This window comes from Allocatenococcus thiocycli (assembly GCF_921292965.1).
GTDB classification, from domain to species: domain Bacteria; phylum Pseudomonadota; class Gammaproteobacteria; order Enterobacterales; family Vibrionaceae; genus Vibrio; species Vibrio natriegens.
Genome location: NZ_CAKLCK010000015.1, coordinates 42,762 through 66,569, shown reverse-complemented (window position 1 = coordinate 66,569; position 23,808 = coordinate 42,762). Strand labels below are relative to the sequence as shown.

Here is a 23,808-nt window from a genome sequence, read left to right as displayed (position 1 = left end):
ATGTCTAAACTAAAGTTTTTTTACAACTCATACCTATATTAAATATTTATTACAGTTAGTTGTAACTTTGGTAATAGAATCTTTCTTTGTGCTTTAGATCACATTAAACAACGAAGCAAACATTACCCACGGATAACAAATAGAGACGGATAACAAATAGAGGCATCTTCACTCTATCTATCAAAGTGTTACTAAAACCTCACCTTTCGAAAAGTATCACCTCAGTTCTTAAATTCGCTTGCTCAACCTCATCAGGGTTATTTAAGTAACGCTCGATTCCAAGGGGTTTACTTTTCACTTTAACCCCGCTGCTGCGCGTTAAGTTCATTGCCATCGCCCAGGCATTACCCAGTAGTCGATATTCTCCCCAGTGCTCAACGACAAACGTCTCACACTCAGGAATTGTCCCTGAAACAAACCCTTCTGGTACTGAAGTTGGACTGTCGACAGGTAAACAGGTGACAAACTCGAATCGGCCAAGCTTTATATCCATGGAGAGGTAATAACAAAACATGGCACCATTCACGGACACATTTTCAACGGCGACCATTTCTTTCAATCGACTCATGTGATCGCTGATGATTTCGCCCAACTCAGGGATCGTTGCAGAACCTGATATTCCAACGTAATGAATGGCTGGTTGTTTGCGATTAGCTATTTCAACAAGTTCTGACAACACTTTCCCAGTTTCTAATTGGCTTTTGAGCATTTTTAGCCCGCGGTCAAAATCCATTTCGAGCATCGACTTAAATACACTTTTGAGGAAAAATCGATTCCACGGAGTCGAAGAATGCAATTGCCATTCAACCAAACAGCCTTTTTGTGACGGCGTCACTATCAGAGTGACCTTACCGTGACTTTTCATCGGTCGGAAAAAGTGCAACTCCATATCCAATCGGTGCTCTTGGGTACTTTCTAACACAATAGAGCCAGAACCTATGCGCTGCCCATTCCACTCGTACGCCGCTCCTACATGCCCTTGGTCCCCAAGATAAGTGAGTTCACAGCTCGGTTCGAGAATGACCCACGGAGACCATTCTGGCCAGTTCTTAAAATCCTTTAGATAGTCGATAATTTCCTTTTGAGACTTTTCGATTTCAATACTTCTGCTGACCAAATATGAAAGCATACTGACTCCTTGAGTTTCTATTTCGCTCTATTCAGTCTACTTCAAATTCTGGTTTTTACTGGTTTCACTGCATGTTAGACGCAGAACGATTTTCCAGACTAACAAACTCACATAACTCAATTACACTTTAAGTATGTTTAACCCCTACGGTGACAATGATGAAGAAATGTAATTTAGCTCTGCTGATCCTTCTGTTCGGTTCAACAGCGACCTATGCGGGCGTCCTTGACCCAGATTGTGACGCTGGTAAGGCAGCAAAAGCCGCAGCGACTAAAGCAGTGGTTGGTGTTGGTGGGCGCTGTACACCTAAAGAAGCATTAAAAGATACAGCAGCTGATAAGGTTCCGGATGACGGGATTGCAGGCAAAGCCGTTGATGCGGTCACACCTGAAAAAGAAAAGACAACGGTAAAAGACGTGACTAAAAAGCTGACGAAAGATTAGTTTTCTCGAGTATAGATAGCAAAAGAGCGTCAATTGACGCTCTTTTTTTACCATTCAGATTGCGCGCTATGCCGCTTCTTTTTCACCAATCCAGTGGTAATGGTGGTTTGCCTTTTTACCGACAAGCCCCTGCTCTGCAAGCGTTTCAAACACCTTGTCTACTTCTTCAGCAGAAAGCCTAAATTCCTTAGCCACCGCTTTTTTAGTGCAAGTAATCTGATGCGATCGGAGTGCATCACTCACTTGCTCTATCAAAGGTTTAGGCTCCTCTGGTGCTTTTGGTTCAACCTTTTCTTCTTGCACCACTGGCTCTTGTTCTTCTTTAATGTGAGGAAGGTAGCCCGCAGGCTCTGGTTCGATATCTCGAATACGTTCTAGCCTAATCCCATCGTAACGACGGTAGAAGTAACGAAAACGTAGTTCTTCACCAATTAAGCCTACAAAGAACGCGGCAAAAAAGTCGAGAAGGATGGATAAGAATACGACCAGCCCAAGCTGAGCATGCTGAGAGCTCGTACCAAACGCTTTCGCAAGACTGTCGATCAATCCGATGACTGAACCTTGAGTTACTGGCGGTAAGCTGTCACGCTCCATAGCCAGTTTTTGCTGCTCTTCGCGCAGTGTTTTGTTTTGCTCCTGAATTCGCGTAACACCTGTGGCAATACGTTCCATCTCGATATATTTCTGAGCAGCAATATTGTTAAGCTCGATCTGTTTGTCGATAGCTTCAATCTGTCGGTTGAAGGCGTCTACTTTTGCTTGTTCAACTGATATATGACTTTGTGCACTATTGGTCGCGCTGTTTATGCCACCGACACTGCCGCCAATAGAGATAGCAGCGAGCACAGAGTAAAACACCAATGCGGTAATCGCACCGGGATAGTTTCTGTGAGCGCGACGTTCACCGTACTCATACCAGGCATAGAACTTACCGGCTTCGAATATGATAGCCAGACCACCAAACAAGGTCTGCATCATCGGGTTTTCGTCTATAGACAAAAACAGCAAAAGAGAAAAAATGGTCGATGCTAATATCGCCGCTCCCGTGAATGCGTAAACACTCACCATGGCAAAACGACCTTTAGGGTATCGAAACTCGATCTGTTGTTCGTATTTCATTGGAGAAATTTCTTAAGATTGCGCGGCCAATAACTAACTAAGACACGCTCAGGGATATAACAAAGGTGGGAGAGAATACCGTATCCTGTATTAAATTACTGTCATATTTGCGTTAATGGCAAACAAGTGCAGAATAGATGCTCATTTTGAATTGATATCCCGCAAATCCAGCACGCTAATTCACCAGCCGTTTATCGCAAGCCCTGCACTGACAACGGATTAAATACAGATTTAGGCTAATGGTAACGCTTATTCACACCCTCGCCCCACCAGCGAGACACAAATAAAATACAGTTGAATCACCTTTTATCTATCTTACCATTACATTTTCAGGGATATTTGTTAGTATCCTGCGCCAAAAGACAACAATTAAAAAAGCCACATGGAAATGACTCAGACATCGCAGAGAACGCAACGCGTAGCCGCTTTGACGGTCATCTTCGCTGTGCTGTTTCAACTCTATCTCGCTTCGACTGCGGTACTTAACCCAAGAAATGTGCATAACACAAACTGGTTAAGCGAAGTTCAAAACGAAAAAGTACTGCTTTGTACTGCGGACGGTTTTAAATGGGTCGACATCAACACGCTGATTGCGGCTAATAACCACGAAGCTTCACCACTTATCCATGACCTTAACTTACACGAAGGTTTTCAGTTTGAGTGTCCTTTGCTTCAAGCCGTGCAGTTTTTCATGCTGTGCGCGATTGGGCTTTACTTCGGCACTATCCATTGGTTCCGACGTGTTAAACACGCACTGATTCCCTATCACTTTACGCACTCCGGAAGATTGGTTTACAAGCATCTCGCCCCAAAACAATCTCCACCTTGTATTTTTCCTGCCTGAATTCCTAAAAAGGAATCAGGCTAAAAACAACAAAATCCCTCACCTACGTTTGGTCAGGGCAGTCACTATATTCAAAAGGAAAAATACCCATGCTTAAACAGATTAAAACCCTTGCTATTACTTTCGCAGCTCTCGTTATGAGCCCAGTCAGCCTTGCTCACGAATATGAAGCGGGTCAGATTCATATTGATCACCCATGGAGCCGTGAAGCGCCACCTAATGCTCCTGTTATTGGCGGGTTCTTACAACTCAACAACCACGGTGAAAAAGAAGACGCATTGATCGCGGCAGAAAGCCCAATTGCGGCGCGCATCGAACTTCATAACCACATTATGGAAGATGGCGTGATGAAGATGGTGAAGGTTAGCGAGATTAGCGTACCAGCAAAAGGTACGGTCGCACTGGAACCAGGAAGCTTTCACCTGATGATTTTTAACCCGAATCAGACGCTAAAAGAAGGTGACCGCTTCCCTATGACGTTAACGTTTAAAAACGCAGGTAAAGTAGACGTAGAGATAGCCGTTGAGAACAAAGGTCATATGGAAAAGCATATGAACCATTAATCGCTAACTGGTTTATAAATACAAAGAGCCCGACCAATTGGTCGGGCTCTTTTCGGATTGTCGATTACTTAAAGCACACTTCGGCCCAACGAGCCAGACCAGCAGTGACCGAACCAAAATAATTACCACTAACCACTGGAATATTAGGCAGTACCGACTGCACGGCATCGCGTAAAATAGGTGAACGTGCAGAACCACCCGTCATAAAGATCGCGTCCGGTTTAACACCAGCTTGCTCGACGGCTTCGGTGACCAATGCGGTCATCTTATTTTTTGGTGACTGAATAGCATCAATCATTTCTTCACGCTTTACGTCCACTTCGATAAGCTCGGACAACAAGTTAATACCTGCGCGATACGAAGCATCATCAGAAAGCGCGACTTTCGCCTCTTCAGCGCGACGAACAATGTTATAGCCTAATGACTCATGATAAACCTCAAGCAGACGCTTAAGTTTTTCCGGTTCCTGCGCCTGCTTATGAAGCAGCTTTAACGCTCCAAGGTTGTCACGGGAATAAAAGTCATTCTGCGCTTCGACGTTATTAATCGCGATTGGGTTCCAGAACTGAGTCGTCGGCATCACGATGCCCGATTCCATTTTGCTTTCCATGCCAAACGGGAACATCAGTTGCTTAAACGCAATCGCAATATCCAAATCATTACCGCCAATACGCTGACCGCTGTGTGCCAGCAAGCTCGCGGTTCTGTCTGCTTTACCAGACCATGACGGGCCCATTTGAATCAGTGAACAGTCGGTTGTACCACCACCGATATCGACCACTAGGATCGTCTTATCTTCGGTAAGTGTCGCTTCGTATTCTAATCCCGCTGCGACAGGCTCAAATTGAAACTCTACATTGTTAAATCCAGCGCGTTTCGCTGCCTTTAAAAGAATGCCTTCCGCCTGGGTATTGGCCTTTTCACCGCCACGGCCATGAAAGTTAATCGGACGGCCAATCACCGCATCCGTAATGGTTTGTTGAGCGTCATTTTCTGCCTGCGATTTGATGTTATCCATCATGGCGCAAACCAAGTCTTCAAAGAAGGCAAGTTGCACGTCGCGTAGACCTGACGCCCCAAGGAATGACTTTGGCGATTTAACATAGTAAATGTCACGAGGATCTTCTAAATAGCGATTCAGTGCCGCTTGGCCAAAATCGATATCTTCGGGTTCCAGTTCAATGCTCTCTTCGCGATTTAAGTTGATTGCGCGGCGAAGTACTTGCTCTCCGACCTGATCGAACGGTTTAATATTTCGATGTCGAAAAAGATGCTCAGATACCGATTCACGCGTCGGAGCCGCTAGCGTGGAAGGAATGAAATAATTACTCTCTTCAAGCTTGAGCAATACTGGCTCACCTGATTCCATTTTTGCCACTGAACAGTTTGCAGTGCCATAGTCAAAGCCGATAAACATGGATCCTCCCACTGACTAAAAAAGGTCGGCAATGCTAACTCAACACTGAATGAATTGCTACTGTACAGCGTGTTATTGTTTTTGTTCAGGATCTTTTTTCGCAGATGGCAGAGCGACAACGACAATGAAAGCTAACAATAAGAAGACCGGAGTCAGCTTTAACCCATGCCAAATGGAATAGCTATCATGGAAAAGCCAAAAAATGCCCACTGTGAGCAGATAAGCAAAGTAGCTACAGAACACCAAACTTACCGCCACAAAGCGGGCTCGATTGATGATCAGAATACGAACCAGGTATTGGCTGAGAATACCTGCGCAATGCATCGCAAGTTGCCAGTTAATCACAAAGACGGCCAGCGCCACAAATCCAGCCACCAGTAACGAGTCATAGGTATTAATAGCAAAGTAGCTGCCAAATCGGCTGATGATGAAGGGGTATTCCCCCTCATAAACGGTGGACCAGGAAATCGCGTTAGCCGCTGCAACAAAGTTAGCGAAATAGGCGATAGCGTAAAAGGAGGTTTGGGAGCTGAATGGCTGGAAAACTTCGTTACGGTAACCTTGCCACTCTTCGTCGTTGTCTGTCGGGCCAACCCAACTTCGCTCTCTGGCAGGAACTGGCTCGTCAAATGCAGGGCCATTACGAAACAATAACCAAAAAATATACAGTGCAAGTGCGACCAGGAGTATTGTCAGCATACCCTTCCCCTTTTCATTTTGTCGATTTCACTGCCTTTGGCGTTGGAACGTAAACTGCACTTCCTATTATTATTTACTCATCAATGAACAACAGTTTGCTTAGTCACTATTGATTCAATTTTTCTTCGAATACACCTAACTCTCGACCAAGCCAAATAGCATGCTCCGTGTAATCGAGCAGCTCTCGCTCACTCACCGGACGGATCAGTACAGAGAAATCACCGCGAATCACATCTAACCAAGCGATAAATTCTTCGCTCAGCGTTTCTAGGTGTATCTCGAACATCGGCATTTTATGTGGGCCTTGTAAACGACCGACTAAAGGACAAACTCTGAGAACATCCTGACGTTCCTGGCGAATGATCTCATTTAACGCTTGAGCTTTATCTTGCTGTCGCAATGGAAAATAAACGTGGGCGCGATACATAACTTCTCCATGATGCACTCTACCTTAAGTTTAGGTAATGCTGTCTTAGTAATCGTCTCACTTACTTACGCAAGTGGTTGGAATAGAAACGGCTTCAATGTGCCGCAACACTACCTTGATTCCATTCTATAGGGAAGAAATTATCTTTTTCCCATCATCTTAACCGTCGAGATTCAATAATAATGGCCCAGTTTGTTAAATTTTACAGCCTAATTTTGTTGCAAATAGTTCCCAACAACTAGTGATTAGATTCAAGTTTCGACGTTACAGAACGAAAAAACCAGCATATTACTCTACATATCAGGGGTGTAAGCAAAACTTTACTGTTGAATAATTGTTAAAATAAAGCATTTTTTAACAATTTGTTTACACTTATGGTGTCTGGTTATACCAAGATGAATTACCAAACCCAGTGATTAGACAATTACTCGGATTGGTATGACTAAAAGGGTTAGGCGTTACGTAGCAGTATTAACAATGCCTTGTGTTTTACCCAAACACGACATTGTTAATCAATAAATGACTGAAAGGATTATAACGGTCATAAACAAACGCAGCCTGAGGCATAACCTTTTACGCTGATGCCAAAGTTTGAGTACCCATACAAACTTTGGTTTGATAATGAACAGCTGCAGTCCAAAAGACCCGCAGCGTCAAAAGGAGCTTGAGATGAACGTTCAGGCATTACCCATGCATCGGTTTATCGACCATCATGGGAACCTAGTCGGCCAACTACCCAACTGGGCTGACGTAGAAACATTGGTCGGTTTTTACCGTGATATGGTATTAACGCGTACCTATGATAATAAAGCTGTTGCTTTGCAACGCACAGGGAAATTAGGGACCTACCCTTCGCATCTTGGCTCTGAAGCTATTGGGATCGCTGTCGGTCGTGCACTAAAAGCCGATGACGTCTTCGTACCTTACTATCGCGACATGCCTGCTATGTGGTGTCGTGGTATTGGTATGGAAAAGAACCTGCAATACTGGGGCGGTGATGAACGCGGTAGCGATTTCGCACCAGAAGGTAGCCCGATACCAAGTCGGGATCTGCCATTTTGTGTCCCAATTGCCACACAGTGTACCCACGCCGTTGGTGTCGCTTCAGCACTGAAAATTCAGGGCAACCATGAGGCAGCGCTTGTCATGTGTGGTGACGGTGGTACTTCCAAAGGCGATTTTCTTGAGTCCATTAACTGTGCTGGTGCTTGGAACATTCCTCTCGTGTTTGTTGTTAACAATAACCAATGGGCGATTTCCGTACCTCGCAGCCTTCAATGTGCCGCTGAGTTTTTATCTGAAAAAGCAAAAGGGGCTGGTATTCCGGGCATTACCGTCGATGGTAATGACGTAGTCGCAGTCTTCGACGCCACTATGACCGCGCTAGAAAGAGCCCGCAAAGGCAAAGGTGCAACACTCATAGAAGCAGTGAGCTATCGCCTCAGCGACCATACAACCGCCGACGATGCTACCCGCTATCGTAACGAAGATGATGTTCAGACTGCATGGCAATTTGAGCCTGTTCGTCGACTCAAAGCTTTCTTGATCAACCAAGGTGCCTGGAGCGAAGAACAAGATAAACAATGGCTCGAAGAGTGCAAACAACAAGTTGAATTAGCAGTGAAACGTTACCTGAATATGCCTAGTCAAGCGCCTGAATCAGGGTTTGATTACCTTTATGAGTCTCTTCCTCAAGAACTTCATACTCAAAGAGATGAACTCATCAATAAAGCAATGCGCATGCAGGGAGGCAAACATGGCTGAATTAACTTTAGTTGAAGCAGTAAACCTCGCGCTGCATCATGAAATGGAACATGATCCAAACGTGGTCGTGCTGGGAGAAGACGTCGGCGAAAACGGCGGCGTATTCCGAGCTACGGTAAACCTCAAACAGAAATTCGGTTTGAAGCGAGTGATTGATACGCCATTAGCCGAAGCCTTGATTGGTGGCGTTGCAGTTGGGATGGCAACACAAGGGTTGCGCCCGGTCGCAGAGTTTCAATTCCAGGGATTTGTCTTCCCGGCGATGGAACATTTAATGTGCCATGCCGCTCGAATGAGAAACCGAACTCGCGGTCGACTCACCTGCCCAGCCGTATTCCGTGCCCCATTTGGTGGCGGTATTCACGCGCCAGAACATCACTCAGAAAGCGTGGAAGCATTGTTTGCCCACACACCTGGGCTGAAAGTCATCGTCCCATCATCACCTCAGCGCGCCTACGGATTATTACTTGCTGCTATCCGCAGTAATGACCCGGTCATGTTCTTTGAACCAAAAAGAATCTATCGCACCGTAAAATCGGAAGTGGTTGATAATGGTGAAGCATTACCTCTGGACACTTGTTTTACGTTACGCAAAGGTCGAGACATCACCTTAGTTACGTGGGGCGCTTGTGTTGTTGAGTCATTGCAAGCAGCTCAGACATTGTCGAAACAGGGTATTGAAGTCGAAGTACTGGATTTAGCCAGCATCAAGCCAATTGATACCACTACCATCTTCCGCTCATTGGAGAAAACTGGTCGCCTGCTCGTGGTTCACGAAGCAAGTAAAACTTGTGGTGTTGGTTCTGAGCTTTTAGCTCGCACCGCCGAACACGCCATGTGCTTATTAAAAGCGCCACCGAAACGGGTTACCGGAATGGATACCATCATGCCTTACTATCGTAACGAAGATTATTTTATGGTTCAGGAAGAAGACATTGTGAACGCAGCGCGTGAACTCGTGGAGGATTGGAAATGAAGACGTTTAACTCACCCGATCTCGGCGAGGGCCTCGCTGAGTCAGAAATTGTAAAATGGCACGTTAATGTGGGTGACATGGTCGAAGTTGATCAGGTGATCCTTACTGTCGAAACAGCCAAAGCAACAGTCGATGTTCCGGCGCCTTATTCCGGCAGAGTGGTTAGTCGCCACGGTGAAGAAGGCGATATCGTCAACATTGGTGCCTTACTTCTCGAAATCGATGAGAGCGGTGCAGAGCATCATGTCTCCGCTGAGAAAAGGCAAACTGCAGACGCGGCTACTGTGGTCGGTAATGTGTCGCACCAAACTCAAAACGTGAATGTCGATGACTTTTGGGTAGGCAGCAGCGACGGTACATCTAATAACAATTTGATCACTGCCCTGCCTTCTGCTCGACTTTTAGCGAAGAAACTCGGTGTGGATTTAAACGCGGTTTCTGGCAGTGGTCCAAACGGCTTGATAATCGATTCTGATATCTACGATGAAGCTGGCAAGCAACGTCCGGGCACCGAAGTGCTGAAAGGCGCGCGCCGAACCATGGTTTCCGCCATGGCAGAGTCACACAAAAATGTTGCAGCCGTTACTATCACCGAAGAAGCCTTGTTAGAAAACTGGGCTTCAGGTGAAGACATCAGTATTCGTCTTGTTCAGGCTATCGTTCATGCTTGCCAGGAAGAGCCTGCCCTAAACGCTTGGTTCGACGAAGAAACCATGACGCGCTGTGTTCATACCACTGTAAACCTCGGCGTTGCTGTGGATAGTCGTCATGGCCTGTACGTACCCGTTCTTCGCCATGCCGATGAGTATGAGTCAAAAGACGTCCGTCGCTGGCTCGACCAAACTGTAGAAGGCATTCGCGAAAGAAAGATCAATCGTGAAGATTTACAACACGCCACGATTACTTTGTCTAACTTTGGCGCAATCGGCGGTATTTTTGCTACGCCAGTCGTTTCTCCGCCACAAGTCGCGATTGTCGGCGCAGGCCGTATCATTGAGCGCGTAGTGATAAGAGACGGAAAAGCGGTCGCGGTTAAAGTTATGCCGTTATCCATCACTTTTGACCACCGTGCATGTACTGGTGGTGAAGCGGCAAGGTTTACCAAAGTACTTGCGGAGCATTTGCAAAGGCCAAGTGGAAACTAGCTTTGATATGATCTCAAAGGCTTCCTTGATGGAAGCCTTTTTGTTTTAGCTTTTGATAAACATCTTAGAAACCCGCCCCCGGTCTTTCCTGTCACGTTCGTTCTGACATAAGCAAACACGTTCAATCACGTTTACGTTAACTGAGCTATAGTTCTTTATATGACAATAACATAGTTCAGCTTGATCAAAGGACAGAGAGATATGGAACGAGAAATTATGGAGTTTGACGTCGTGATCGTAGGTGCCGGTCCTGCTGGTTTAAGTACCGCTTGTCGTTTGGCTCAGATGAATCAGCAGCGCCAAGACAATCCGCTATCTATTTGTGTGGTAGAAAAAGGATCCGAAGTTGGAGCCCATATTCTCTCAGGGGCCGTATTTGAAACTCGTGCTCTGGATGAACTTTTTCCAGATTGGCAAACTATGGAAGCGCCACTGTCCACGTCCGTGACAAGTGATGATTTTCTCTATCTAACGACATCACTAAACCATGTCAAAGTACCTAATGCTCTTACTCCGAAGCCGATGCACAACGATGAAAGCAACTACATTATTAGCCTCGCTAACCTTTGCCGTTGGTTGGCAAAACAGGCTGAAGAGCTTGGGGTTGAGATTTTTCCGGGTTTTGCAGCAGCGAGCATCAATTACGACCAATCCGGTGCTGTTACAGGCATTACGACTGGTGATATGGGACTGGATAAAAACGGGAAACAAAAAGCTAACTTTGAAGCGGGCATCGAATTAAAAGCAAAATACACAGTGTTCTCCGAAGGCTGCCGTGGACATTTAGGTAAAGAGCTCATCAGTCGGTTTGGCTTGGACTCAGGAAAACAACCACAGCATTACGCGTTGGGTATAAAGGAAATTTGGCAATTACCTGATGGCGATGCGGAACGAGCAGGGAAAGTTATTCACTCCGTTGGCTGGCCGTTGAGTGAAACGAAAACGACCGGTGGCGGATTTGTTTACCACATGGAAGACAATCAAATTGCTGTCGGGCTTATCGTCGACCTTAACTACGACAATACCTACTTAAGTCCATTTGATGAGTTCCAGCGCTTTAAACACCATCCAGCGATTAAAAAGCACCTCAAAGATGCTCAGCGTGTTGCCTACGGAGCCAGAGCACTGGCGAAAGGCGGCTTTTCTTCGCTTCCTAAACAACAATTTCCCGGCGGACTTTTGATTGGCTGTGATGCTGGCACATTGAACGTCGCTAAGATCAAAGGCAGTCATACGGCGATGAAATCTGGCTTGTTGGCAGCAGAAGCAATCGACAAAGCGATACAAAAGGCTTCAGTTGAGCCTGATTACCAAACGCTATTTGAAGGGTCATGGTTGTATGATGAGCTTGTCGAGACACGCAACTTCGGAGCAAATATTCACAAGTTTGGCAGTCTGCTCGGAGGTGCGCTTTCTACCTTTGAGCATAATGTTTGGCGACCACTGTTTAACAAGCCATTGCCATGGAAAGTTCGAGATAATTCGCATGATCACGAACAGCTCAAACCAACCAGTGAATGTCATCCGATTCACTACCCTAAACCGGACGGAAAAATCAGTTTTGATAAGCCCTCTTCCGTTTTTTTGTCGGGGACGCAACACGAAGAAAATCAACCATGTCATCTCGTTCTAACATTCCCACACATTCCGATAGATGTGAATCTTGGGATGTTTGATGAACCGAGTCAGCGATACTGTCCCGCTGGGGTTTACGAAGTGATTGAAGTCGATGGAAAAACCACATTTCAGATCAACTCGTCAAACTGTGTTCACTGTAAAACCTGCGATATTAAGGATCCATTCCAAAATATTGCCTGGAAAACGCCAGAAGGCGGAGGCGGCCCGAATTATCAGAATATGTAACCTCATTTGATGAGTGGTCTAAGCTTTAAGCACGGAAAACGTTTATAACAGAGTAAAACGAGCAGCACTCTTCTTCGATCAGGAAGCTTCAGCATGTCTGACCAAAATGACACTACAAGTAGAGACTCTGAAAACATCGCGCAAACTGTGTTAGAGATCGTTCGGGACCTAAAACTTGAACTAGACCCCGAAGGTCTCTCGTCCGTTTCTATTCACTTAAAAAGTGACCTCGACCATGACCTTTGTTTGGATAGTCTAACGCGTGCTGAGCTAATCACACGCATAGAAAGTCGTTTCGACGTGTCACTTCCGGATCACGCACTGTCCAGCATATCGACACCAGAAGATATTATCGGCGAGATTTTAACGGCAGGATCATCAAATAAAACAGCCTACTTAGATGAGTCGGCGAAAGCGATCAAACTCGACTCAGTCCATCAGTTACCAACTGAGGTCAAAACGCTACAAGCGCTACTTGACTGGCATGTGGAACATCACCCGAAACGCCCTCATCTTTACGTTTATCAAAACGCTGATGAAGTGGTAGAAGTCAGCTATAAACAACTAAAACAACAAGCTCTCAAAATCTCCGCTGGGCTAATTGATGCGGGAGTTGAAGCTGGCGACTGCGTCGCGATCATGTTGCCAACCTGTACCGACTACTTCTACAGCTTCTTTGCGATACTTTATGCCAGAGCGGTGCCTGTTCCCATTTATCCACCAGCCCGAATTGAGCATGTCGAAGATCATTTGAATCGTCACGCCAGTATTCTCAACAACGCTCAGGCAAAACTATTGATTACGGTGCCAGAAGCAAAACCTGTTGCCCACTTACTTAAATTACAAGTACCGTCTGTTGATGCCGTCGTTACCGCGAGTGATTTGCAAAAAGACACCAGCTTCCCCGATATGGGTGAAGCTAAAACCGACGATATTGCTTTTTTGCAATACACATCCGGAAGTACGGGTGTACCTAAGGGCGTGACCCTTACCCATGCGAATTTACTCGCTAATATACGCGCAATGGGTAAAGTCATTAACGCCAAGTCGGACGATGTGTTTGTAAGTTGGCTACCCGTCTACCACGATATGGGACTTATCGGAGCATGGCTTGGTAGCTTGTATCATGCGATCCCACTAGTGATCATGTCGCCATTGCTTTTTTTAACTAAACCTCAGCGATGGCTATGGGCGATTCATCATCATCGAGGTACCCTCTCTCCCGCACCAAACTTCGCCTATGAGCTTTGTGTTTCTCGAGTGAAGGAAAGCGATCTCGAAGGGCTCGATTTAAGCAGTTGGCGACTTTCCTGGAACGGCGCAGAGCCCGTGAGTCCACAATCGATCCAAAACTTCTCTGAAAAATACGCCAAGTATGGATTTAAACCCGAAACCATGTCGCCCGTTTATGGGCTAGCGGAATCTTCGGTCGGGCTGACATTCCCAGTGACCGTCCGCGAACCGCGTATTGAGTATTTCCAAAGAGCATCGTTAAGCCAGTTTGGTCGTGCTGTACTCGCCCAACAGGAAGATGAAGATACCATTCCGTTTATTGGCTTAGGCTACCCACTTCCCGAGCATCAAATTCGTATCGTTGATGATCTGGGCAAAGAATTACCCGATGGAGAAGAAGGCGCACTTGAGTTTCAGGGCCCGTCCGCCACCCAGGGTTACTATCGAAACCCAGAAAAAACCAAAGCGCTATATCATGATGGTTGGCTGGTAACAGGGGATCGCGCGTTTACATTAGGCGGCGAGCTTTTTATCACCGGACGTAGCAAAGATATCATTATCAAAGCCGGACGTAATATCTATCCTCATGAGCTGGAACAAGCGGTAGGGAGTATTGATGGTATTCGCAAAGGTTGTGTGGCCGCGTTTGGTAGCCACGACGCGCACTCCGGTACGGAGAAACTGATCGTGTTGGCGGAAAGCCGAGAAACCAGTAAAGACAAAGTAAAACAGCTAAAGCGTAAAATTAACAAACTCTCTCTAAAACTACTTGGCAATCCCGTCGATGATGTCATTATCGGCCCGCCTCACTCCATTCCAAAAACGTCCAGTGGGAAAATTCGTCGTAGTGCGTGTAAAGATCTGCATGAACGTGGATCCTTTGCGAAGCAACATCGGGCTTTGTGGTTACAAACCCTGAATCTCGCCTTAGCGGGCATCATGCCGCAACTGCGAAAATACATGCGAATCCTTTTAGACATCGGGTACGCGGCCTATTCGTGGTTAGTGTTGGGAATACTTGCTCCTATCGTCTGGTTACTTGTTGCCGTCTTACCCAACAAAGCCATGTGCTGGAAGATAGCCCAGTTTGGTGCCAAAGCACTCATGGGACTTACTGGCACAAAGTGCACCATCGAAGGAAAGGAACACTTACCAGCAGCAAATGCCCCCTGTATTTTTGTCGCGAATCATTGTAGTTATCTTGATGGGCTGGTGATCGTCGCAGTTTCAGAATTGCCTTGTCGGTTTGTGGCAAAAAGTGAGTTACTCAATAATCCATTTACCAGAATTTTCTTAAGCAAACTCGGCACGGAGTTTGTTGAACGGTTTGATGTAGAAAAAAGCGTTGTGGACGCTAAGAGGCTGGCTTTTGAAGCTGAAGACTGTCAGCCAATGGTCGTCTTTCCTGAAGGAACATTATATCGAATGTCTGGCCTTCATCCGTTTCATATGGGCGCATTTATTGCTGCCGCAAGCTCACAAGTGCCAGTCATCCCGATTACCTTATGTGGCACGCGCTCTAAACTCAGAGGTAACTCTCTTTTCCCACGTAGAGGCGACATCAGTGTAACCATTGGTGAACCACTCTTCCCCAATGGTAATGACTGGAACGCAGCGCTTGAACTTCGCGATAAAGCCCGATCAGAGATCCTCACCCGCTGTGGTGAGCCAGATATGGCACGCAGTTAGCCAATACCTGCAGCAAAAGTCGTGAATTGCGGCGTGCCTGACGAGGCTCACTGATTGCCTTAAGCTGCTCTAACTGATTGTTTTTTTTAAACTAGAGAGTAACGGATTGAGATTCTGATTCTATATCCAGTACTATAAGTTCGACATCGTGGTCTTGCATTTTCTTCGCAATATTCTCGGGAGGTCGACGATTAGTCACGACAAAGTCGATATCTGACCACAAACAGGATTGGAACATCAGTTGGGTATTGAACTTACTGTCTTCCGCAATACAGATAACCTGAGTAGATTGATCTGCCATCGCCAGCTTTAGGTTGGCATCCGTCTCTAAGTCAGTTGTGATTCCCGATTCAGATAAAGCACTCACACCAATAAACGCTTTGTTTGCCTGATATTTTCTGATCTGTTGAATGGTCATATCGCCGAGTATGGCGTGAGAAAAGTCATCAAACGTTCCACCAAGCACACACTTTTTGATACCAGCCTTATCCTGAAGTTCACTAAGCGCCTCAAGTGAATTTGTTATCACACTGCAAGGCTCATTGAGATGATACGCCAGCGCGGCACAAGTGGTGCCAGCGTCTAAAAATACGATGTCATGCTCTTTGATAAGTGATGCTCCAAATGCAGCCAGATTTTGTTTTATCGGGTTGGATTTCGATCTCTGATTAAAGGAAATCGTCACCTTTTTATCATCCAGAATTGCGCCGCCTCTGATGCGCAATATTCCCGGATGGTCAGCCAGTTTAACCAGATCTCTTCGGGCTGAATCGTAAGAAATGTCATACTTAAGGCAAATCTCTTCTATCGTAACTTTACCTGTACTTTTTATATGAGCTTCTATCTCTATCAAACGTTCTTCTTGCGTCATTCACAATCACACTTTGCTTAGTTTTGTATGAGTGTAACGTATTCACGCGAAGTTAAACACTTGAATACGCGTAAAATCACTTACATTTATACGTGATTCAATGCGATTTATACACAGGACATCGCTTTTAACGCTTGAATATACGTAAGCAAACGTGCAGTATTTGTGTTTTACATACGCGTTTTACATGCGCATTAGTACGTGAATATAAGCATTAGCGCGTAGTGTATAAGTGATGTTGTAGCCAAAGGTGATAGATCATCCGAGTGATGTAATTCCGAATAAACGGCTCGGACGTCATGTAATCCACCAATTGAGAGTTTGAATTTATGACTTTATTACCAATCAAAACCGCGGTTATCGGCTACGGGTTTTCAGCCAAAACTTTCCATATCCCATTTGTGAGCGCGTTAGCTGAATTCGATCTCGTTGCCATCAGTACCAGTAATGGCGAGGCGGTAGCCAAAGACTGGCCTACCGCACAGCATTATGCTTCGGCGTCAGATTTACTCTCAAGTTCGGATGCAGAACTGGTCATCATTACCGCGCCAAACGATGTGCACTTCGATCTCGCTAAGCAAGCCCTTGAAAACGGCAAACACGTGATCATTGAAAAGCCATTCGTGACCAATGTGTCGGATGGTGAGGCACTTATTGCGCTCGCAAAAGAAAGAGGCCTCATTCTAAGTGTTTATCATAACCGTCGTTGGGATGGTGACTTCTTAACCGTTAAGAAATTAATTGAAGAAAAACGCATTGGTGAGCTCCGACATTTTGAGTCACACTTTGACCGATTCCGACCTGAAGTGCGTCAACGCTGGCGTGAACAGGCTACAGACGGTGGTGGCATTTTGTTTGATTTAGGCTCGCATTTAATTGATCAGGCACTTGAGCTTTTCGGACTTCCTGATGCCATCAGCGCTGAATGTAAGATGATGCGTGAAGGCTCGACAAATGTTGATTATTTTGATGTTGTCATGCACTACCCTAATCACTTAGCTATTGTCCATGGTGATCTCTTTAGTGCCGGACCAAATAAGCGTTTTACCCTGAAAGGGACCGAAGGTAGCTACGAAAAGCTAGGCTTAGACCCTCAGGAACCACGTCTGATAGAAGGTGTTGAGCCCACCAGCCCTGACTGGGCAGATGAATCTCCTGATAATTATGGCTACTTTTATAATGCCGATAACAGTGAAGCCGTGGTCACCGAGCAAGGTGGCTATCAGCACTACTTCTTACAAATGGCGGACGCAATTCGTAATAAAACGGCTCCACCTGTTTCCGCTGAAGATGCGCTATGGAACATCAAGCTGATTGAACTAGCGATGGAAAGCTGCCGTTTGGGTCAAAAATTACCAATTAAGAATGTGTGAGAACAAGGAAATGAGTAAAGGCATTTTATCAGAGCTACTAGAGCAAGAAGCGGAGTTACAGTTAACTCATTTTAATCATGGCACTGCATGGGAACTCGGCGGCGCATTGAAATCGGCGGCGGAGGAACGATCTGCTAACGTTTTTATCGAAGTGTACGCGTTCGAACAAGTGCTGTTTAGTTACGCAATGGAAGGCAGCACCAAAGACAAGCAAGACTGGGCAAAGCGCAAGCGTCAATCTGTTCTGCGCTTTGGTCACAGCTCTCATTATCTTGGTCATTACAATGCATCTAAGCAACGTGACTTTGACAGTCAGCCTCATATCGATGCGAGAGAATACTGTGCCCATGGAGGTGCCTTTCCTATTCGTATCAAAGGAAGTGGACTTGTTGGTGTGATCACTGTATCTGGATTACCGTCAGAAGAAGACCACAACATGGTGATTGAGGTACTGAGAGCGCATTTAGATCATTCTCAGCCATAAAGATCGTGATGGTTCGATTGGCTAAATAGTCGGTGACATAACGTCGCCGGCTCTTCGCCGTTTCTACTTAAATTGCGGAACATTTTCATTAAACTGTTCAACTTGAAAATCTAACTCCTCCTTCCATTGTCTTGGTAACTCCTTTTCAATTTCACCCAAGAAACGGGCCGTGTCAGTCGTTGGATTAACTTGGTGTGCCGCTTTTGCCCATACATAGCTTTTAGCCAACAGTTTAGAGCTATCATGGGAGCTATTTTGCAACTTCTTCCAATACATCTTTGCAGTCGGCTCATAGGCTTTTTCGATGTGACGAGATGAGGCGAGTTCCATCAAATAAAGGGCTTTATTATTGGCGTGGTCATCGCCACCTTTTTGACCGACAACTCTAAGATAGAGAGTTCCAAGTTTATAAGCGGCCTCCCCAGAGCCATTGTTTATTGCCTGCGTATACCAAAACTCTACCCGCTCTAAATTGAATACTTCCGAATAGGAGATGTAAATATCACCCAGTGTTACCTGAGCTTTGACTGCACTTCTCTCCGCTGCACGCAGACACCATTCTATTGCTTGTGACAAATTTTGCTCCTGCCAGCTAGTGCCCAAATATAAACGACCGATATCACAGGCTGCTTCATAGACACCATTTTCATACGCCAGCTTAAACCAATCGTCAGGCCGTTCATTTGCACTGTCTGAGGCGTTATTCATTGCGCAATAGCCATATTCTTGCTGAGCGACAGGGATTCCTTTTTCAGCAGCATACAAAAATAACTCGCAAGCTTTATCAGGATCTTGCTCTACCTTTCCCCACCCATGCTTATAAAACAAGGCTGAGACAAAATGTGCCTCAGCGGAGTTTTCTTTTACCAGGCGAGTAAAAATTTCAAACGACTCTGTATAGTCTCCATTGGCGAGTGCCTGATACGCTTGTGCCAATTCCTTATCTTGCTTTTCTGCAACGCAAAACGACGGATAAGCCAAGCTTAGGGTAAGCAGAGCAAGTCGTATCAGGGTGACGTTTAGCATGTCTTTAATTTCTCGATGGATAAATGCCCTGAAGCGCAATGACCCAGGTTATTGCGATATATGGCATGCGATTTTCGTGAGACTGACTCCCACCAGCACTCGATACTGTTGTCGAAGCCGTCAGGTTATTCTCCGCGACAAAACTAAAAGAAATCGAATCCGGGCTCATCGCGACATCCGGAGTCTCAGTCGCGTATTTTGCCCCGGCAAGCGCATTACCAGCCGGACTTTTTGTGTTTGACTTGCCACTAAATGCGTGAAGATCGATCACACCGTCAATATCTATATCACCAGACATCAACGTCGATGCTGTATGAGAGTGAGATGGCATTTGAGCCTCGGAAAGGATGACTGACTCAGTACCTCCTCGGGAGCCAAGTGGATAGTTAGTCAATCCTGGACCATTTCCCCATCCGATGAGTGCACGACCTCGAGTATCAGGTAAACCAAACGTTGAGCGTCCGTCACCGCCATAGGTCGTACCTAAAATAGAGAACAGCGCTGTATTTTGTGCGATCGACAAAATCTGACCATGGGCTAAGGTGTATCCGCGCGGAGCAAAATTACCGGCGAATGCACACATACTGCCAAGAAGTTGGTTGCCATCGCCGCTGCAAGCTAGCGCATTAGAACCGAACATTAATGATGGTAATACACACGCAGTAACCAGCAGCTTTCTTGTGAACTTTTTCATAATCCGAATCCTTTAATAAAAAGGTGAGGAAGCAAAAATCATTGGAATGATGGATAGCGTCATGAGTTCATGAATTGTTACTGATGTTTTTGTTATTAGTGAATCCTCACAGTATAGATTAAATTTGGAATTGGCATGCCAACTGGCCCAGTTTTATACACCTATTACGCAGAGAATTGGGCTAGCTCAAAACATTAGTAAAAACTTAATTACTCGGTGGCAAACTTACTGCGATAAACCATACTTTTAGCAGGTTTATTTCCCTAATCAGGAAATCGTTCACTTTTGTGCGGGATGCCAAATTATGGTTAAAACAATTTTTCACCAAACGCTAGCGGACAATGCCAACCTGCAATTAGATCCACGCAACGCTGTGCTCTCTCCTCCTTTGCTTAAAGGTTTGAGCGAAGGCGGTTTAAACATAGGTTTCGAGGCATTAGATAGACACCTTACCCAACCGGAACATAATAAACTGGCTATTCGTTGGATCAGTAAAGACAACGAGGTCATTGACTTCAGTTACCGCGACCTGAGTGAGCAAACTAACCGCTTTGCAGATCTATTATCTACACTCGATTTACCTCGTGGTAGCAGAGTGTTCAGCCTTGCGGGTCGCAGACCGGAACTCTACATTGCGGCGTTAGGAACCCTCAAAGCCGGTTGTGTGTTTACTCCACTCTTTTCAGCATTTGGCCCCGAGCCTATCCGCTCCAGAATGGAGATTGGCTCGGCGAATGTCGTCATTACCACTCGCAGTTTATACCGGAAAAAACTCAAAGGCTGGTGGCGGGAATTGGATCATATTAAAGCGGTATTGCTGATTGATGGTGGCGCTGATGGCGAACCCGGATGCTACAACTATCACGAGATGATGGCTGATACGAACACTGAACACCCTTGCGAATCTACACAGCCTGAAGATATGGCGCTACTTCACTTTACCAGCGGCACAACTGGAAAACCTAAGGGTGTCATCCATGTTCATCAGGCCGTACAGCATCATATTAATTCAGCCTTTTACGCGTTAGATCTAAAACCTGATGACATCTATTGGTGTACTGCCGATCCAGGTTGGGTAACGGGCACCACTTACGGCATTATCGCCCCACTCTGTTTGGGCGTAAGCATGATTATTGACGAAGCCGAGTTTGATGCTGAACGTTGGTATCAGATCTTACAGGATCAACGTGTGACCGTTTGGTATACCGCCCCTACTGCAATTCGTATGTTGATGAAAATAGGTGAAGCGCTGCCTAGGCAGTTCGATTTGTCTCGTTTACGTTTTATGGCCAGCGTTGGCGAACCACTGAATCCTGAAGCGGTTGAATGGGGTGAAAAAGTCTTTGGCATGCCATTTCATGACAACTGGTGGCAGACGGAAACTGGCGGGATCATGATTGCCAATGTTCCTTCGAGGCCGGTCAAACCGGGGTCAATGGGCAAACCACTTCCCGATATTGAAGCTGGCATTGTGAATCAAAACGATGACGGTTCCCTACGTGAAGAAACCGAGCCAATGCAAGTCGGAGAACTCGCGCTCAAATCCGGCTGGCCTTCTATGTTTCGCGGCTATTTAAATCAAGAAGAAAAATATCAGTCCTGCTTTAAAGGCGATTGGTACCTCAGCGGCGATCTCGCGATGAAAGATTCAGACGGCTATTTCTGGTTCGTCGGGCGTAAAGATGACCTTATTAAATCTTCTGGCCACTTGATTGGTCCTTTCGAGGTAGAAAGTGCCCTCATGGAACACCCAGCAGTCGCCGAGGCTGGTGTGATTGGCGTACCCGATCCTGTTGCAGGTCAAATCGTCAAAGCCTTTGTCGCGCTTAAACCTAATGTGACCGCAGATGAAGAACTTCAGCAATCGCTGCTTGGTTTAGCTCGCAAACGCCTTGGCGCCGCAGTCGCACCGAAAGAAATCGTCTTTCGTAACAACCTGCCAAAAACACGCAGTGGCAAGATCATGCGTCGCTTACTTAAAGCACGAGAGCTGGGCTTGCCTGAAGGTGATATTTCGACTTTGGAGAGTGATGAACAATGAACAAAAGACTCCATATCAATCGAGAACATTTGCTCAAACAGCTAGAGCAGATGCTACGAATTCGTCGATTTGAAGAAAAATGCGCGGAGCTTTATGCACTAGAGAAAATTCGTGGATTTTTGCACCTGTATATTGGCGAAGAGGCCATCGCTGTCGGTGTCATGTCTGCACTTAATAAAGATGACCAGATCGTCGCAACCTATCGCGAACACGGGCACGCCTTAGCCAGAGGCATGAGCATGGGTAGTGTTTTAGCAGAAATGTATGGTCGAACGAATGGTTGTAGCCGTGGCCGTGGTGGTTCGATGCATCTGTTTGATAAAAATCACAACTTTTACGGAGGTAACGCCATCGTAGGTGGTGGTCTGCCTCTTGCGACCGGCCTCGCGCTTGCGAATAAGAAAATGCAGAGAAATGCGATTGCGGTGTGTTTTTTTGGTGAAGGGGCTGTTGCTGAAGGCGAATTCCATGAAAGCCTTAACCTCGCAGCTCTATGGGATCTTCCGGTTTTGTTTATTTGTGAGAACAATCGTTATGCTATGGGCACGGCTTTAGCGCTCTCTGAGTCAAACACCAATATTTCACAAAAAGCCAGAAGTTATGGCATTGAATCCACTCAAGTTGATGGCATGAATGTGGTTGATGTAGAAGCCGCAGCCTGTGAAGCGGTTGATTACGTCCGCGAGCAGAAAAAACCGTATTTTATCGAGTGTCAGACCTACCGATTCCGCGGCCACTCAAGTTTCGATACGCAATTGTATCGGGATAAAAGTGAAGTCGCCCTTTGGGAAGAAAAAGGCCCAGTGAAGCAACTCATCCATTGGCTGCAAAAAAACAGCCACTTTCAGGATCAAGAGCTGTCTGATATTGAAGCTAAAATTGCCGAAGAAATCAGTGAAGCCATCACTTTCTCAGAAAATGGTGAGTTAGAACCCACCGAACAACTTACCCGTTTTGTGCACAGTCCGGGAGGCGAGCCACCACCAGAACCTCTACCTTGTAGCCAAGCACCTGACAAAATGACCTACCGAGAAGCACTTCGTGCTGGGATCAATGACGTTCTAATGAGTGAACCACGCTCGTTCCTAATGGGTGAGGACGTCGGTCGTTATGGTGGTTGCTACGCCGTCAGCAAAGGATTACTTGAACAATTTGGTCCTGACCGAATCATTGACACCCCGCTTTGTGAGTCGGGGTTTGTCGGTGTCGGTGTCGGTGCCGCACTGGGTGGCATGCGCCCTATCATAGAAGTCATGACCGTTAACTTTAGCTTGCTCGCCATGGATCAGATCATTAATACCGCCGCGACTTTGCAACATATGTCCGGAGGTCAGTTTAATGTTCCTATCGTCATTCGTATGGCCTGTGGTGCAGGTAAACAGCTTGCTGCACAACACTCACACAGCTGGGAGAATTTCTATGCGCATGTACCCGGTCTAAAAGTGTTAAGCCCAGCAACCCACAATGATGCTTGTTACATGCTCAACCAGGCAATGGCCGATCCTGATCCGGTAATCATTTTTGAACATGTCATGCTGCTCAATGAAGAAGGTCAAATTACGGAAGCACCTGATGCGCCAATGGATAAAGCGTTGGTTCGTCGGGATGGTAAAGACGTTACACTCATTACCTATGGCGGCAACCTTGGTAAAACCTTACAAGCCGCCTATCAGCTAGAAACCGAAGGCATCGACGCCGAAGTGATTGATTTGCGTTCTCTCCGCCCTTTGGATACCGACACCATCATTGCCAGTGTTTCGAAGACTCATCGAGCTGTCATCATTGATGAAGGTTGGTATACCGGAAGTCTGGCTGGTGAAGTCAGCGCAATCATTATGGAAAACGCCTTTTGGCAACTCGATGCCCCAGTCGGCCGGGTTTGTACACAAGAAGTGCCAATACCTTACCCTCACCATTTAGAACAGGCCGCCATTCCGCAAGTGGAAAAAATCGTGAGCGCAGCAAAGGCAACCTTTATGTCGCCCGATTGGCAGAATAAATGAGGAGT

The 23,808-nt window shown here is 46.1% G+C and carries 20 protein-coding genes; 12 read left to right on the top strand and 8 right to left on the bottom strand.

Annotated features, from left to right (window positions below; all coding sequences use genetic code 11):
* Nucleotides 1–199 precede the first annotated feature (199 nt).
* Nucleotides 200–1,129, bottom strand: a complete 930-nt coding sequence (locus tag L9Q40_RS06205) for an SRPBCC family protein (protein WP_498792714.1) — start codon at nt 1,127–1,129, stop codon at nt 200–202.
* A gap of 158 nt (nt 1,130–1,287) precedes the next feature.
* On the opposite strand from L9Q40_RS06205, the gene L9Q40_RS06200 reads away from it, so the two are divergent.
* A complete protein-coding gene (locus L9Q40_RS06200; protein WP_014234319.1) occupies nt 1,288–1,572 on the top strand; it encodes a hypothetical protein in 285 nt (94 codons plus the stop codon).
* Between the two features lie 66 nt (nt 1,573–1,638).
* Here L9Q40_RS06200 and L9Q40_RS06195 read toward each other — a convergent pair whose 3' ends face one another.
* Nucleotides 1,639–2,691, bottom strand: coding sequence for a Preprotein translocase subunit SecY (locus tag L9Q40_RS06195; protein ID WP_498792712.1), 1,053 nt, complete (start codon nt 2,689–2,691; stop codon nt 1,639–1,641).
* A 382-nt stretch (nt 2,692–3,073) separates the two neighbouring features.
* Here L9Q40_RS06195 and L9Q40_RS06190 point away from each other — a divergent pair, with 382 nt between their 5' ends.
* Together L9Q40_RS06190 and L9Q40_RS06185 are read left to right on the top strand one after the other, a co-directional pair.
* The gene (locus L9Q40_RS06190) at nt 3,074–3,535 is read left to right on the top strand and encodes a hypothetical protein (RefSeq protein ID WP_498792710.1); all 462 of its coding nucleotides are present in this window, start codon (nt 3,074–3,076) and stop codon (nt 3,533–3,535) included.
* An 89-nt stretch (nt 3,536–3,624) separates the two neighbouring features.
* The gene (locus L9Q40_RS06185; RefSeq protein WP_329353441.1) at nt 3,625–4,098 is read left to right on the top strand and encodes a copper chaperone PCu(A)C; all 474 of its coding nucleotides are present in this window, start codon (nt 3,625–3,627) and stop codon (nt 4,096–4,098) included.
* 64 nt (nt 4,099–4,162) lie between these two features.
* On the opposite strand, the gene yegD is transcribed toward L9Q40_RS06185, so the two are convergent.
* The 3 genes from yegD to L9Q40_RS06170 all read right to left on the bottom strand — a co-directional run bounded on the left by yegD (nt 4,163) and on the right by L9Q40_RS06170 (nt 6,641).
* Nucleotides 4,163–5,515: a molecular chaperone gene (gene yegD, locus L9Q40_RS06180; RefSeq protein WP_498792708.1), complete on the bottom strand. Its 1,353-nt coding sequence runs from the start codon at nt 5,513–5,515 to the stop codon at nt 4,163–4,165.
* A 72-nt stretch (nt 5,516–5,587) separates the two neighbouring features.
* On the bottom strand, nt 5,588–6,214 hold the full coding sequence (locus tag L9Q40_RS06175; protein ID WP_020334964.1) for a hypothetical protein: 627 nt from the start codon (nt 6,212–6,214) through the stop codon (nt 5,588–5,590).
* 106 nt (nt 6,215–6,320) lie between these two features.
* Nucleotides 6,321–6,641 carry a DOPA 4,5-dioxygenase family protein gene (locus L9Q40_RS06170; protein WP_014234325.1) on the bottom strand — a complete coding sequence of 107 codons (321 nt, stop codon included), beginning with the start codon at nt 6,639–6,641 and terminating at the stop codon, nt 6,321–6,323.
* A gap of 669 nt (nt 6,642–7,310) precedes the next feature.
* On the opposite strand from L9Q40_RS06170, the gene pdhA (L9Q40_RS06165) reads away from it, so the two are divergent.
* The 5 genes from pdhA (L9Q40_RS06165) (at nt 7,311) to L9Q40_RS06145 (ending at nt 15,311) form a co-directional block, all read left to right on the top strand.
* Entirely contained in the window at nt 7,311–8,405 is a 1,095-nt protein-coding gene (gene pdhA, locus L9Q40_RS06165; protein WP_498792772.1) for a pyruvate dehydrogenase (acetyl-transferring) E1 component subunit alpha, read from the top strand.
* Nucleotides 8,398–9,381 carry an alpha-ketoacid dehydrogenase subunit beta gene (locus tag L9Q40_RS06160; RefSeq protein ID WP_014234327.1) on the top strand — a complete coding sequence of 328 codons (984 nt, stop codon included), beginning with the start codon at nt 8,398–8,400 and terminating at the stop codon, nt 9,379–9,381. Before pdhA (L9Q40_RS06165) ends, L9Q40_RS06160 begins: the two co-directional genes overlap by 8 nt.
* Entirely contained in the window at nt 9,378–10,526 is a 1,149-nt protein-coding gene (locus L9Q40_RS06155) for a dihydrolipoamide acetyltransferase family protein (protein ID WP_498792705.1), read from the top strand. The genes L9Q40_RS06160 and L9Q40_RS06155 overlap by 4 nt, the downstream gene beginning before the upstream one ends.
* Before the next feature lie 201 nt (nt 10,527–10,727).
* Entirely contained in the window at nt 10,728–12,389 is a 1,662-nt protein-coding gene (locus L9Q40_RS06150) for an electron transfer flavoprotein-ubiquinone oxidoreductase (RefSeq protein ID WP_498792703.1), read from the top strand.
* 93 nt (nt 12,390–12,482) lie between these two features.
* A complete protein-coding gene (locus L9Q40_RS06145; RefSeq protein WP_498792701.1) occupies nt 12,483–15,311 on the top strand; it encodes an AMP-binding protein in 2,829 nt (942 codons plus the stop codon).
* Nucleotides 15,312–15,402: 91 nt separating this feature from the next.
* On the opposite strand, the gene L9Q40_RS06140 is transcribed toward L9Q40_RS06145, so the two are convergent.
* Nucleotides 15,403–16,182 carry a DeoR/GlpR family DNA-binding transcription regulator gene (locus tag L9Q40_RS06140; protein ID WP_440878632.1) on the bottom strand — a complete coding sequence of 260 codons (780 nt, stop codon included), beginning with the start codon at nt 16,180–16,182 and terminating at the stop codon, nt 15,403–15,405.
* A gap of 329 nt (nt 16,183–16,511) precedes the next feature.
* Here L9Q40_RS06140 and L9Q40_RS06135 point away from each other — a divergent pair, with 329 nt between their 5' ends.
* Nucleotides 16,512–17,555: an oxidoreductase gene (locus L9Q40_RS06135; RefSeq protein WP_498792698.1), complete on the top strand. Its 1,044-nt coding sequence runs from the start codon at nt 16,512–16,514 to the stop codon at nt 17,553–17,555.
* A gap of 10 nt (nt 17,556–17,565) precedes the next feature.
* The gene (locus tag L9Q40_RS06130; RefSeq protein WP_498792696.1) at nt 17,566–18,039 is read left to right on the top strand and encodes a heme-degrading domain-containing protein; all 474 of its coding nucleotides are present in this window, start codon (nt 17,566–17,568) and stop codon (nt 18,037–18,039) included.
* 63 nt (nt 18,040–18,102) lie between these two features.
* Here L9Q40_RS06130 and L9Q40_RS06125 read toward each other — a convergent pair whose 3' ends face one another.
* Nucleotides 18,103–19,065, bottom strand: a complete 963-nt coding sequence (locus L9Q40_RS06125) for a tetratricopeptide repeat protein (RefSeq protein ID WP_498792694.1) — start codon at nt 19,063–19,065, stop codon at nt 18,103–18,105.
* 4 nt (nt 19,066–19,069) lie between these two features.
* Entirely contained in the window at nt 19,070–19,759 is a 690-nt protein-coding gene (locus L9Q40_RS06120; protein WP_020334973.1) for a phage tail protein, read from the bottom strand.
* Nucleotides 19,760–20,063: 304 nt separating this feature from the next.
* Between L9Q40_RS06120 and acsA the strand changes: the two genes are divergently transcribed.
* Entirely contained in the window at nt 20,064–21,800 is a 1,737-nt protein-coding gene (gene acsA / locus L9Q40_RS06115) for an acetate--CoA ligase (RefSeq protein WP_498792692.1), read from the top strand.
* On the top strand, nt 21,797–23,803 hold the full coding sequence (pdhA, locus tag L9Q40_RS06110; RefSeq protein ID WP_491843510.1) for a pyruvate dehydrogenase (acetyl-transferring) E1 component subunit alpha: 2,007 nt from the start codon (nt 21,797–21,799) through the stop codon (nt 23,801–23,803). The genes acsA and pdhA (L9Q40_RS06110) overlap by 4 nt, the downstream gene beginning before the upstream one ends.
* Nucleotides 23,804–23,808: the final 5 nt, after the last annotated feature.

Excerpts from the sequence above, each read along its gene's own strand:
- L9Q40_RS06205 (WP_498792714.1), bottom strand. The coding sequence starts at position 1,129 with ATGCTTTCATATTTGGTCAGCAGAAGTATTGAAATCGAAAAGTCTCAA.
- L9Q40_RS06200 (WP_014234319.1), top strand. The coding sequence starts at position 1,288 with ATGAAGAAATGTAATTTAGCTCTGCTGATCCTTCTGTTCGGTTCAACA.
- L9Q40_RS06195 (WP_498792712.1), bottom strand. The coding sequence starts at position 2,691 with ATGAAATACGAACAACAGATCGAGTTTCGATACCCTAAAGGTCGTTTT.
- L9Q40_RS06190 (WP_498792710.1), top strand. The coding sequence starts at position 3,074 with ATGGAAATGACTCAGACATCGCAGAGAACGCAACGCGTAGCCGCTTTG.
- L9Q40_RS06185 (WP_329353441.1), top strand. The coding sequence starts at position 3,625 with ATGCTTAAACAGATTAAAACCCTTGCTATTACTTTCGCAGCTCTCGTT.
- yegD (WP_498792708.1), bottom strand. The coding sequence starts at position 5,515 with ATGTTTATCGGCTTTGACTATGGCACTGCAAACTGTTCAGTGGCAAAA.
- L9Q40_RS06175 (WP_020334964.1), bottom strand. The coding sequence starts at position 6,214 with ATGCTGACAATACTCCTGGTCGCACTTGCACTGTATATTTTTTGGTTA.
- L9Q40_RS06170 (WP_014234325.1), bottom strand. The coding sequence starts at position 6,641 with ATGTATCGCGCCCACGTTTATTTTCCATTGCGACAGCAAGATAAAGCT.
- pdhA (WP_498792772.1), top strand. The coding sequence starts at position 7,311 with ATGAACGTTCAGGCATTACCCATGCATCGGTTTATCGACCATCATGGG.
- L9Q40_RS06160 (WP_014234327.1), top strand. The coding sequence starts at position 8,398 with ATGGCTGAATTAACTTTAGTTGAAGCAGTAAACCTCGCGCTGCATCAT.
- L9Q40_RS06155 (WP_498792705.1), top strand. The coding sequence starts at position 9,378 with ATGAAGACGTTTAACTCACCCGATCTCGGCGAGGGCCTCGCTGAGTCA.
- L9Q40_RS06150 (WP_498792703.1), top strand. The coding sequence starts at position 10,728 with ATGGAACGAGAAATTATGGAGTTTGACGTCGTGATCGTAGGTGCCGGT.
- L9Q40_RS06145 (WP_498792701.1), top strand. The coding sequence starts at position 12,483 with ATGTCTGACCAAAATGACACTACAAGTAGAGACTCTGAAAACATCGCG.
- L9Q40_RS06140 (WP_440878632.1), bottom strand. The coding sequence starts at position 16,182 with ATGACGCAAGAAGAACGTTTGATAGAGATAGAAGCTCATATAAAAAGT.
- L9Q40_RS06135 (WP_498792698.1), top strand. The coding sequence starts at position 16,512 with ATGACTTTATTACCAATCAAAACCGCGGTTATCGGCTACGGGTTTTCA.
- L9Q40_RS06130 (WP_498792696.1), top strand. The coding sequence starts at position 17,566 with ATGAGTAAAGGCATTTTATCAGAGCTACTAGAGCAAGAAGCGGAGTTA.
- L9Q40_RS06125 (WP_498792694.1), bottom strand. The coding sequence starts at position 19,065 with ATGCTAAACGTCACCCTGATACGACTTGCTCTGCTTACCCTAAGCTTG.
- L9Q40_RS06120 (WP_020334973.1), bottom strand. The coding sequence starts at position 19,759 with ATGAAAAAGTTCACAAGAAAGCTGCTGGTTACTGCGTGTGTATTACCA.
- acsA (WP_498792692.1), top strand. The coding sequence starts at position 20,064 with ATGGTTAAAACAATTTTTCACCAAACGCTAGCGGACAATGCCAACCTG.
- pdhA (WP_491843510.1), top strand. The coding sequence starts at position 21,797 with ATGAACAAAAGACTCCATATCAATCGAGAACATTTGCTCAAACAGCTA.